This is a genomic window from Loigolactobacillus iwatensis, assembly GCF_003950295.1.
In the GTDB taxonomy this organism is placed as follows: domain Bacteria; phylum Bacillota; class Bacilli; order Lactobacillales; family Lactobacillaceae; genus Loigolactobacillus; species Loigolactobacillus iwatensis.
On the sequence record NZ_RHNP01000017.1, the window covers coordinates 1 to 11,905 of the forward strand.

Sequence of the window (11,905 nt, forward strand, 5' to 3'; positions counted from 1 at the left end):
CATGAAGTCCGTCCTAACTTATTGGTTTCGTCGCTTATAAGTTTAAGGCTTCATGGCCTTTTTGGTCTAGTTATTTAGGTGTTGCACTTAGATTGTAAATCCGGCCATGAAATTTTAATCTAGAAAATACACATAATGGCTTGCTTTTATTAAGTAATGGGCTTATCATTCTTGCAATTATTAAATTTAAATGAGAGGGGCTCGATTCATGCGTCCACGCATCGCAATGCCTGCAGATACATTAACTGAAGCAACCAATATTATTAATGAGCGTAACGCCGATTTTACGCCGCGAATGGCCGTTAACGCTGTTTTAAAATCAGGTGGCCTACCCGTTATTCTACCAAATAGCGCGCCAGAGAATGTCGCCGATTACTTAGATTCTTTTGATGGTGTTTTATTTCTTGGTGGTTTCGACGTTGATCCAACTTTTTATAATGAGGAACCTGATATGAATCTTGGCCAAACCTATATTCCTCGAGATGAATTTGAAATTGAACTTGTAAAACAAGCCGTTGCCGCTGGAAAAAGTATTTTTGGTATTTGTCGGGGCATGCAAATCATTAACGTAGCCTTGGGTGGGACACTTTATCAAGACCTTTCTGAAGATCCCACAGCTAAATTAAAGCACGCGCAAACGGCACCAGGTAATTTACCAACGCACCACGTAACCGTAGAAAAAAATAGTCGCTTGTACAAAATCATGGGTGAACGTCCATACGTCAATTCACGTCATCACGAGGCAGTCAAGCTTGTCGCTCCTAGTTTAAATGTAGTTGCGCGTAGTGACGACCAAGTAGTCGAAGCAGTTGAATCAAAGGCCAATAATCAGATCTTAGCCGTTCAATGGCACCCAGAAAACATGTACAAACACGCCGTTGCCATGCAAGATCTATTCCGTGATTTTATTCAACGTAGTGGCGCTGCTGCTCTGGCCAAAACTGCAGCACCGCAATTAAAAGTTGTTAAATAATTTCGAAAAATAAAAATAACCCACAATAGGATGTTAATTGGTAAGGATGTTGATACCAATTTCACGTTATTGTGGGTCATTTTTATTTAGATCGATTTATAAAATACCCAGTTAGCCAAACAATACTTCCCAAAAGAAGAAGTTCGCTGGTTGTGGTGCCGAGGATAAAGTTAAATTGCTGTAGCCAATAATAACCGACCACGCCAACCAGCCAAAAAATAAAGTTTAGTTTAATCTTTAATGGCCGTTTCAATAAGAAGTAATTAACGAATACTATCGTATACAATGGTGCGAAAATTGAACCAATTAAGTATAAAAATTGCTGGTACAAACTAAGTGGTACCACCAACGCGATAATCAAACCAATTAACACAACGCCACTAGCCAGCCACTTCAAATTTAGCTTTTTCCAAATATTGTGAACATTAACTGCGGCCGAATGGGCATCTAAGAATGTCGTTGTGACGGTTGAAAAAATAATAATAAATAACGCCAAAATACCTAGACCAGAACTAACTAAAATTGTAGTAATATCCGTTTTACCCGTTCGAACAGCGGACAGTAGTCCAATTGAAAACATAAAAAGACTACCGATAAAATAACCGGCCGTGCTGGCCCAAGATACCTTTATTGGTTCTTCAGTTTGACTAGTGTAATCCGCGATCAGTGGCAACCAGGATAACGCCATTGTAACTCCCAGTTCAACGGCGGCACCAAAAGTTATTGAATTTCCCGTTAACACTGAGGCATGCTGTGGTATTCGTAAAACAAGCCATAACATAATTAAAGATCCGATGAAAAGTAAGGCCACAACTAGATTATTAATTCGAAAAAGCCAATCGTTATTAATTAATAACCAAAAAATAAGTAAGGCCGCCATGATTAAGCCCATGAATAGTGCACTTTTAAAATTAAATAAACGGCCGGAAACACCATTAAGGGCACTAATGGCGTTAGCAATCATAACTGCCGTCCAACCAATTAATTGAAGTGCATTAAGAAGTGAGAACAGTTGCACGCCTAAATGACCAAAGGCAAAATGAGTTGACGCAATTGCGGTACGTCGTTGGCGCCCACCCATTATCGCTGCAGGTAACAAGAAAACAAAGCAACCTAGGATATGCCCAACTAGAATTGCCAGAAATCCCTTGGCCAATCCAAGTGGTGCAATTAAGGTCCCAGTTATAATTTCCGCAATTGAAATGGCAGCACCAAGCCATAATAAGAATTGCCCACTAATCCGACTATTTTCTTTCATTTTTAGAAACCTGAGGGTAGAGATGCCGCATTGCCGCAATAATTTTAGCGCGGTGTGGACTGTGCGTTATCAGTGAAATAACCGCCAACCCATCAACTCCGGTTGCAGCCGTTGCGGCCATTGTATTACTATCAATCCCACCAATCGCAACACTTGGTAATTTATTAAAACTAAGCGCTCGTTTTAATCCCACAATTCCAATTTCTGGTTCGGCATCCGCCTTTGAAGTTGTGGAAAAAATGGGGCCAATTCCGAGATAATCGATACCAACAATACTTTGAGCGCGCTTAACTTGCTCCAGAGTATTACAAGAAAGTCCAACAATTAACTTTCCCCGCACCCGCTGAATTACTTGTTGAATGGTCTCATCCTTTTGCCCAACATGAATACCGTCAGCCTTTACTGCAAGCGCTAGATCAACGTCGTCATCCACAATAAAGGGAACCTTATAGTTAGCACACAAATCGCGGGCCTGTTGCGCCAAGGCCAATTTAGCAGTAGCAGAGGTTAAACTATTACTTCCCTTTTCTCGGTATTGAAAAGTCGTAATTCCTGCGCTTAAAGCTGCTTCAAGTACACCTAACAAGGTTTCACCCGCTGGAATATCCTGGCTACCGGCAACAAAATAGACGGCCAAATCAGTCTTTTGCATCAGTTTGTTCCACCTTTCTAAAGGCCCAGTGATTTGTTGGACCGTGACCATGACCAACGTCAATCCCGTCAGCAATGGCCGCCTGAATAAAGGCCTTAGCCAGACGAATGGCCGCCTCAACATTCTTTCCTTTAGCCAATTCGGCCGTAATGCACGATGCAAATGTGTCCCCGGTTCCGTGTGTATTCTTCGTTGCAATTCGTGGGGTACTTAACCAAAATGAGCGGCCATTCTCCAGTAAAACAAAATCACTGGAAGTTTGGCTATTAGAGCCATGACCACCTTTTACAACCACGTTTTTAGCACCTAATTGTTGTAAAGTGTGGCCAGCAGCCTGCATGTCGGCTTCCGATTCAATCTTTCCACCAGTTAGTGCTTCTGTTTCTGGTAAATTAGGGGTTACAACTGTTGCTAGTGGAATTAATTCATCTCTAACCGTCGCAATCGCGTCATCACTTAGTAAATGAGCGCCACCCTTTGCCACCATGACTGGATCCAACGTGTAAGGGCCAAAATCATAGCGTTGTAAATTCTGGGCAACAGCGTGAACGTGGGCTGCGTCAGCCAACATCCCTGTTTTACAAGCCCGAATATTGAGGTCATCCGCTAATGATTTGAATTGCTCGTTAATCAATTTAATGGAAACTGGCTCAAAATCCTGTACACCTAACGTATTTTGGGCCGTTACAGCAACGATAATTGTTGCGGAAAAAACGTGGCGTTCCTGCATTGTTTTGACATCAGCATTAACACCTGCCCCACCACCAGAATCGATTCCGGCAATGGTTGCTGCCTGTGGGTATGAATTCATTGATAAAACCTCCAAATTATTTTAGTTCTTGGTACCGAGCAACTTTCTCAATTTCCGCAACGGTAACAGTATGTAATCGATCAATCAAGGCAGTCCGGAAACTATTTGGTAATTCCGCGGTTAATGACTGGGCCGCCAACTCACCCGTTGTGGCGTAAATTTGGCAGGCGGCGGTAACCGCTGAAAAGTCATCAACTGTCTCCGTGGTTAGAGCTAAGAAAGCGGCACAAATACTCGATAATAAATCGCCAGAGCCGGTCATCAAGGGGAAAAGAGCGCTACCGTTTTCAATTAAAGTTAGTCGCTGGCCGTCAGTTACAATATCAGTTGGTCCGGTGATAACAACAACACAATCATAGCGTTGGGCAACTTGCTTGGCCACTTTTTGTAAATCAGCTTCTCCGTGGCCTGCATCTACTCCCTTGGCCTGCCAGGCAACATCCGCCAGCGCCGTAATTTCACCTGCGTTACCACGAATCAAGTTAACTGGAAAGGCAGCCAATATTTCCCGGGCAATTTTTTTACGGAAAGCAATAGCACCAACCGCCACTGGATCCAAAACAACTGGCTTATTAGCCAATTGTGCGTAATAACCCACACTATGCATTTGGCCAATTTGTTGTTGCGTCAGCGTTCCTAAATTTAGCGTAATACCATCAGCGGCCGTCACCATCTCTTGGGCCTCGGCCGGTTCTAAAGACATCATCGGTGCCGCACCGATTGCAATCAAACCATTAGCAACATCATTAACGGTTACAAAATTAGCAATTGTAAAAACCAATGGATTTTGCTGCCGTAATTGTTCCAGTAAAGCTAATTTCATTTCAAAAACCTCCAGTAATAATTAACCAAAATAAAAAGCCACCGCTTACTTGCATAAAGTAGGCGCTGACTTGAATTGCTAGCTTCGTCACTTTCCCTACGCAAGTATAAACTTACAGGTTCAAAGGGTCCGTGCCTAAACCACGTCTCAGTTCTTTTCAGAACACCCCTAGTGAATTTATTTAATTGTAACCGTTATAATTGTAACTTGTCAAAAATACTTTAAGCTTCTTGCCAAATGTTGTTCAAAACGTTAGTCTGATCACGATCAGGACCAACAGAGAAGGTTGCGATGTTAACGCCAACCAGCTCTTGAACTCGTTCCACGTAATGGCGGGCAGCCGCTGGTAATTCGGCCAACGTTTTAACACCGGTAATGTCCTCGTCCCAACCGGGCATTTCTTCATAAACTGGCTTACATTTGGCCAATTGCTTTAAACTAGCGGGATAATGATAAATTATTTTACCATCAAGTTCGTAAGCCGTACAAAGCTTAACCGTCTTAAGTCCAGTTAAGACATCAACACAGTTTAAACTAAGATCAGTCAGGCCAGAAACGCGCTTAGCGTGGCGCATGACAACAGAGTCAAACCAACCAATTCTCCGCGGCCGCTTTGTCACAGTTCCGTATTCATGCCCTGCCTCGCGAATAAAGTCGCCAATCTCATCATGTAATTCAGTTGGGAATGGTCCATCACCAACCCGGGAAGTATAGGCCTTACAAACACCAACGGCGCGATTAATCCGCGTTGGCCCAACACCACTACCGACAGTTACCCCACCGGCAACTGGATTTGATGAAGTCACAAAAGGATACGTTCCTTGGTCAATATCTAGCATGACACCCTGGGCGCCTTCAAAAAGAACTTTTTTACCATCATCTAAAGCGTCGTTTAAAACAACTGACGTATCAGTGACGAATTTTTTAAGTCGTTGACCATACGCGTAGAATGGTTCAAAAATATCAGCAAATGCTAATGCTTTTCCACCATAAATTTCTGTAAACTCACGATTCTTAGCTTCTAAATTTGCGGTAAGTTTTTCCTTAAAGACTTCCTTATCGAGCAAATCGACCATCCGAATTCCGACCCGAGCCGCCTTATCCATATAAGCCGGACCAATGCCGCGATTCGTAGTGCCAATCTTTTGATCGCCCTTACTAGCTTCTTGCAAGCGATCTAGTTCGATATGGTAGGGTAAAATTACATGGGCGCGGTCGGAAATCCGTAGATTATCCGCCGTTACCCCGTTCTCAGCTAAGTAGTCCAATTCTGCTACCAAAGACTCTGGATTAACGACAACACCGTTACCGATAACCGAAATTTTGTCTGGGTAGAGAATACCGGATGGAATTAAGCGTAACTTCAAGATTTTGCCTTGCGCGTGAATTGTATGTCCCGCGTTGTCGCCACCTTGCGAACGTGCAATGACGTCTGCAGCCTCGCCTAAGAAATCGGTAATTTTCCCTTTTCCTTCATCGCCCCATTGGGATCCTACTACAACAACTGATGCCATATAAACACCTCAATTATTTATTTTTCGTGTCTAAATTACCAACACAACAGCTGTCATTGTAGCAGTAAATGGCTAGCTTGGCAATAAAAAGACGAATGAAATTCTGTATATTATAGATTATCAATATGAAAAACGAACAAAATAATAATATTATTAATAATATGCTTAAAATACGAACATTATTGTTGTGGGTGCTATTGGAACTAAATTAGCTTTTTATCAGTCCGTTATTTATTAATGCGGTGTAACCCGTCATATTTTGAGTGTTGCCGTTTGAAAATAATCTTAAGGTTCTACGTAAAATTATCACGGTCACGCTATGCCGTTTGTACCACACTTTTAGCCATTTTAATAACGCCGCATTCAGTGACATTCATCTACTGGTCCAACACCTTATACCCAAAAAATGACATTCTCAGCCATCAAAGGATGAATAATTTTTAAGCGCGATTATATTAAAATCAAATTTTATTCTATTCCGCGGCCTAAGCGCGCTACAGTTTGCGCTTAAGTCTCTAGACCCCAAATAAGTCGCCGTTAATTATTAAGGTTTCGTCATCGGTCACTTTAAAGACGTGTACTTCATCAGCTAAACGGCCACCCTCAATTAAATCAGTCGCCGTTTCTACTAATTCATGATATTCATCTAATTCATCACCAAAGCGTAAACTGTCCTCGTCATTAAAAAAACTTGGCGGGATTTTAAGGTAAGCACGTACTTGTTCCTCAATGTCTAGCGTTGTTAAATCTTCAACATCTTCATTATTTTTAGCATCCGTAATTTGAATAAAGGCCGCGTGAGCAAGCGGAAAGTACTGATTCTCAACTAAAATTGATTCAAAATAACGATCCCGTGAAGTTGTCGCGGTCCGTAAAACATCATAAACGTTCATTGACATTATGAATTTCCTCCTTTTCATCATTATAAAGGCCCATTAAAATAAAAATCTGCCACTTAGGTATTTACCTAGTTGACAGATTAATTTTAGAACCGATTAGTATTGAATGGCCAAATAGTAGCCACGCGTAAAATAATTCGTTGGCTGAATTGGTCACTGATTTGGGTTACGTTTAAAGATTACTTTTACTAGTCATTTTTCTGACCAATTTAGTTTGAACGTGTTTACCAAAGTAAGTTGCTGTGCTTAATTTTCTGGCACGTATGCGATTGATGAAAACTTATTGTACTGTTTGACAAAGAGCAGCTTAACTGTACCGCGGGCGCCGCTTCGGTTCTTTTCGATAATAACTTCTACTTCGCCGACTTCTTGATCTTCTTCCCGGGTGCCGCCAGCAGCGCTAGATTGGGCAAATTGGCTATCATCATTACTATCCTCATCAGGCTCATCCCGATAATAATCATCCCGGTAAAGAAAGGCAACAATATCCGCATCCTGTTCAATTGATCCTGATTCACGAATATCCGATAAAACTGGTCGCTTATCTTGTCGCTGTTCCACACTACGCGATAATTGCGATAAGGCAATAACTGGAACGTGTAATTCCTTAGCCAATTTTTTTAATTGTCGTGAAATTCCTGAAACTTCTTGTTGCCGACTTTCATGATTACTACCTTCAATTAATTGCAGATAATCAATAACAATTAAGCCTAGATTACCCTTTTCTTTGGCAAGACGGCGACATTTGGCCCGAATTTCTGACATTTTATTTCCTGGCGTATCGTCAATATAAATTGAGGCCTTAGACAGACTGCCCATGGCAATAATTAAATTCTGCCACTCTTCTTCGGATAACTGTCCCGTTCGTAAATGGCTAGCATCAATACTACCTTCAGCGCACAACATTCGGTTAACTAAAGACTCTGCACTCATTTCTAAGCTAAAAATAGCTACCGTCTTATCCGTCTTAGTCCCAACATTTTGGGCAATATTTAACGCAAAGGCCGTCTTACCAACGGCCGGCCGCGCAGCAATAATGACTAGCTCATCTTCTTGTAAACCGGCTGTCATTTTATCTAAATCGCGGTAACCAGTAGGTAGCCCCGTGATATCATCATTATTTTGGTATAACTGATCAATTTGCTCAATTGCTGAATTTAAAACGTCTGAAATTGGCTTAAATCCAGAAGAATTACGCTGCTCAGAAACATTTAGAATTCCCTGCTCGGCCTCGTCCAAAATGGTCGAGACACCTTCTTCTTGGGAATAACTACTGGTTACAATTGTTGTGGCGGCCTTAATCAAACGACGTAAAATTGCCTTTTCCTGGACTATTTTAGCATAATAAGCCACGTTAGCAGCAGTTGGTACAGCAACTGCTAAGTCACCTAGATAGCTCATACCACCAATATCCTCTAGTTGATTTTGGCTTGCTAAACGGTCCTTCAAAGTCACAACATCAATAGCTTCTGAGGCGTCATTTAAATCAACCATTGCTTGAAAAATAAGCTGATGGGCACGTCGGTAAAAATCAGCTGGTTCAACAAACTCCATTGCTTCAACTAACGCCTCAGGATTTAAGAACACCGCACCAAGAACGGCCTGCTCAGCCTCAATATTCTGCGGTGGTGTTTGGTCAATTAATTCATTGTTCATCTTAAAACTCCCTTAAATACAAACGCGACGACAATGCCATCATTATACGTGTTGGATTGATCCATGGCAATAACCCAAAAATGCAGAATGAAGAGTTAAAGTAACGCACCTCCTCATTCCGCATTTTTATTTTGGGCGTGTTTTAACCTATTTTACCGGCATTTCACGACTAAATTATTTAGATATATCTAAAAAGGCACTGTCACTCTTAACCCTCTAACGCCATTTAGCAACGATCAAAATCCATACTTCACATCGTCAATTGGACTACTGTTCAACCACGTGAACCCGAATTTTAGCCGTAACGTCATCGAATAATTTCACGGTCACATTTCGATAACCTAGTGCCCGAATTGGCTCTGGTAACTCGATTTTACGCTTATCAACTTTAATTCCAAACTGTTTGTCCAAAGCCTGAGCAATTTGCTTGCTAGGAACGGAACCGAAGAGCCGGCTATCTTCACCAGCCTTAGATTTAATTTCAACAACTGTTTTATCGTCTTCAATTTTTTCTTTTACTTGTTTCGCCACTGCTAATTCTTCAGCAGCACGTTTTTCTTCAGCCTTTTGTTGGCCTTTTAATTGGCTCATTGCTTTTTTTGTTGCAAGCATTGCCTTATTATTTTTAATCAAAAAGTTTTGTGCGTAGCCATCAGGAACATTTTTAACCTCGCCGCGTTTACCCTTACCACGAACATCTTCTAGGAAAATAACTTTCATGATTAAACAACCTCTCTTTATTCGGATTAAATTTATTAATTTTAATACTTACTTACTTTTTTCGGCAGCATCTTCGGCAGGCTTTTCTACCTCATTAACAACGTCAATCAATTGTTGTTTGGCCTCATCAATACTGACTCCCGTTAACTGGGTAGCTGCATTAGATAAATGACCGCCACCACCCATTTTCTCCATAATAACTTGAACATTGACTTCACCTAAGCTACGGGCCGAAATACCAATTTCTTTACCATCAGGCCGCTTAGTTATGACGTATGATGCGTTAATTCCAGATAATGATAACAAAGTATCTGCCGCCTGTGCCGCAACAACTGGATCATAAGTTTTATTTTCTTCACCAGCACATAAAGCCACATTGGGTTTTATATATTTGATTGTTTCAATGAGGTGGTTTTTCTGAATATAATTATTAACGTTTTCCTTCAAAATACGTTGGACCATCACGGCATCGGCGCCAACCGAGCGTAAGTAACTGGCGGCATCAAACGTTCGGGTTCCTGTTCTTAACGAGAAGGATTTTGTATCCACCGTAATGCCGGCCAACATTGCCGTTGCTTCGATCTTACTAATTGCCTCAGTATCCTTAGGTTGGTACTCAAACATCTCAGTGATTAACTCACACGTTGATGACGCGTAAGGCTCAATGTAAACCAACATTGGGTTCTCGGGAAATTCCTCACCACGACGATGATGATCGATAATAAGTGTCCGGTCATGCAACTTTTCGTATAAAGCCGGACTAGTTGTAAGTGAAGGCTTAGAATGATCGACCATAATTAATAAACTATGTTCAGACACTAAGTCTGTTGTTTGCTCAGGTGTAACAATGAAAGGCTCAATTTCTGGATAGCGCTTAATTTCATCTAACAATCGTTGAACATCACTGTGTAAATTATCTTGATTCACAACCACGTAACATTTTTTGCCATTCATCGCCGCAATACGCCGAATACCAAGACAAGCGCCTAATGAATCCATATCCGGTTTGAAATGACCCATAACAAAAACTTGGTCGGCCTGACCCATAACTTCTTGTAAGGCCTGGCTAATCATTCGTGCCCGGACACGCGTTCGTTTCTCCATTGGGTTAGTCTTACCACCATAAAATCGTGCAGGATCATCTTCAGATTTAACCACAACCTGATCCCCACCACGACCCAGAGCTAAATCAAGGTTACTTTGCGAAAGAGTAGCCAATTTGGCTAGATCAGTATCATTATAGGCAATTCCTAAAGATAAGGTCAACGGATAATTTTGTTTAGAGGTTCGCTCACGAATTCGATCCAAAATCTTAAAATTATCCGCTTCAATCGCCTGTAATGCCTTGGCGTATAAAATAACGAAGAAATGATCATCATCCACCCGCTTTAAAAACATACCGTATTTCCGTGCCCAGTTACTTAACTCATTGGTAACATAATTATTCAGGTTAGAAATATCTTTATCAGTCATTGTTTGGGTAATTTCATCGTAATTATCTAAGAAAATTTGACCAATGGCTAACTGTTCATCATTATAGCGGTCTTCAATCTTAGCGTAACGCGTGATATCTAATAAATAGACAACGTGAATACTTTTTTGGATGATAATTTCAAATTGGTTATCGCCCCAGCGAACATTGCGCGGCTCGTCAAAGGATTCATTTTCACTGATTAACGTGGCCAATTCAGGATCAATTGTCGCAATTTTTTTGCCTAATACTTCTTGTTTACCCAGATATTGCTGTAAATACGGATTAGTCCACTCAATTTCAGCATCTTCGTTATAAAGCAAAATTCCAATCGGCATTTGAATCAATGCTTCTTGTTCGCCACGTTTAATTCGGTAAGAAAGATCTGAAATATAGCGATTCGTTTTTTTCGTAACTGTGTCGATTGCATAAAAGGTTGTGCTTACTAATGCAACGAAAAGTACAAATAAAAAGAGTCCTAAAATAAAATTAATGAAGAACGCCAGAATAATTCCAACACTTGCTAATATAATCAGACTTGCTGATACCAACCGCAGCCGATTATTCTGCAAGAACACTGGCAATAGGTTCTGCGAAAATAATTTTTTCATACTAACTCCTCTATCACTTAACCATTCAGAGCCGTACCAGAAAAATGTAACTAACTATTTGACCATTCAAATATGGTCAGTTAGGCCTCTAGTATAGCTTCTCCCCGTTTATTCATTCCATTATTAACTCACTCAACAATCCAAAATGGAAAGTACTTCTTTTATTTTAGCACAAACTAGGAAAAGACTCATTTTAAGTCGAATCAGGAAACGTTTCACGTGGAACAACTGAGTATAAAAAAAGATCGAGACAAACTGTCTCGATCTAATAACTGTCTACATATCTTCGGAAACGAATGGTAATAGAGCCATGATCCGTGCACGCTTGATTGCAATCGTAATCTTACGTTGGTTCTTGGCACTAGTACCCGTTACACGACGTGGTAAAATCTTGCCACGTTCTGAAACGAAGCGCCGTAATAAATCTGTATCCTTGTAATCAATGTGTTCAATATGATTAGCAGCGATATAATCTACTTTACGACGGCGACGTCCACCTCTACGTTGTTGAGCCATA

Annotated in this window: 11 protein-coding genes and 1 riboswitch; of the genes, 1 reads left to right on the forward strand and 10 read right to left on the reverse strand. The window is 41.0% G+C overall.

The window, feature by feature from the left end:
- The first annotated feature begins 208 nt into the window (after positions 1 to 208).
- Positions 209 to 973 (forward strand): gamma-glutamyl-gamma-aminobutyrate hydrolase family protein, encoded by a 765-nt coding sequence (locus tag EKM98_RS05775; protein ID WP_125981223.1) that lies wholly within the window; start codon positions 209 to 211, stop codon positions 971 to 973.
- A gap of 82 nt (positions 974 to 1,055) precedes the next feature.
- On the opposite strand, the gene cytX is transcribed toward EKM98_RS05775, so the two are convergent.
- The 10 genes from cytX to rpsR all read right to left on the reverse strand — a co-directional run bounded on the left by cytX (position 1,056) and on the right by rpsR (position 11,904).
- Positions 1,056 to 2,231 carry a putative hydroxymethylpyrimidine transporter CytX gene (gene cytX, locus EKM98_RS05780; RefSeq protein ID WP_100070635.1) on the reverse strand — a complete coding sequence of 392 codons (1,176 nt, stop codon included), beginning with the start codon at positions 2,229 to 2,231 and terminating at the stop codon, positions 1,056 to 1,058.
- On the reverse strand, positions 2,218 to 2,883 hold the full coding sequence (gene thiE / locus EKM98_RS05785; RefSeq protein WP_100070634.1) for a thiamine phosphate synthase: 666 nt from the start codon (positions 2,881 to 2,883) through the stop codon (positions 2,218 to 2,220). Before thiE ends, cytX begins: the two co-directional genes overlap by 14 nt.
- The gene (thiD, locus tag EKM98_RS05790; protein WP_100070633.1) at positions 2,870 to 3,694 is read right to left on the reverse strand and encodes a bifunctional hydroxymethylpyrimidine kinase/phosphomethylpyrimidine kinase; all 825 of its coding nucleotides are present in this window, start codon (positions 3,692 to 3,694) and stop codon (positions 2,870 to 2,872) included. Before thiD ends, thiE begins: the two co-directional genes overlap by 14 nt.
- 16 nt (positions 3,695 to 3,710) lie before the next feature.
- Positions 3,711 to 4,517, reverse strand: coding sequence for a hydroxyethylthiazole kinase (thiM, locus tag EKM98_RS05795; protein ID WP_100070632.1), 807 nt, complete (start codon positions 4,515 to 4,517; stop codon positions 3,711 to 3,713).
- Between the two features lie 75 nt (positions 4,518 to 4,592).
- A riboswitch (TPP riboswitch) is annotated at positions 4,593 to 4,697 on the reverse strand.
- A gap of 41 nt (positions 4,698 to 4,738) precedes the next feature.
- Positions 4,739 to 6,031 (reverse strand): adenylosuccinate synthase, encoded by a 1,293-nt coding sequence (locus EKM98_RS05800; protein ID WP_100070631.1) that lies wholly within the window; start codon positions 6,029 to 6,031, stop codon positions 4,739 to 4,741.
- A 515-nt stretch (positions 6,032 to 6,546) separates the two neighbouring features.
- Positions 6,547 to 6,930 carry a hypothetical protein gene (locus EKM98_RS05805; RefSeq protein ID WP_068225911.1) on the reverse strand — a complete coding sequence of 128 codons (384 nt, stop codon included), beginning with the start codon at positions 6,928 to 6,930 and terminating at the stop codon, positions 6,547 to 6,549.
- A 246-nt stretch (positions 6,931 to 7,176) separates the two neighbouring features.
- Entirely contained in the window at positions 7,177 to 8,586 is a 1,410-nt protein-coding gene (dnaB, locus tag EKM98_RS05810) for a replicative DNA helicase (RefSeq protein ID WP_068225912.1), read from the reverse strand.
- 267 nt (positions 8,587 to 8,853) lie between these two features.
- Positions 8,854 to 9,306, reverse strand: a complete 453-nt coding sequence (gene rplI / locus EKM98_RS05815) for a 50S ribosomal protein L9 (RefSeq protein WP_068225913.1) — start codon at positions 9,304 to 9,306, stop codon at positions 8,854 to 8,856.
- 48 nt (positions 9,307 to 9,354) lie between these two features.
- The gene (locus EKM98_RS05820) at positions 9,355 to 11,388 is read right to left on the reverse strand and encodes a DHH family phosphoesterase (RefSeq protein WP_125981224.1); all 2,034 of its coding nucleotides are present in this window, start codon (positions 11,386 to 11,388) and stop codon (positions 9,355 to 9,357) included.
- Between the two features lie 276 nt (positions 11,389 to 11,664).
- Complete coding sequence (rpsR, locus tag EKM98_RS05825; protein ID WP_068225915.1) at positions 11,665 to 11,904, reverse strand: 30S ribosomal protein S18; 240 nt, start codon at positions 11,902 to 11,904, stop codon at positions 11,665 to 11,667.
- Position 11,905: the final 1 nt, after the last annotated feature.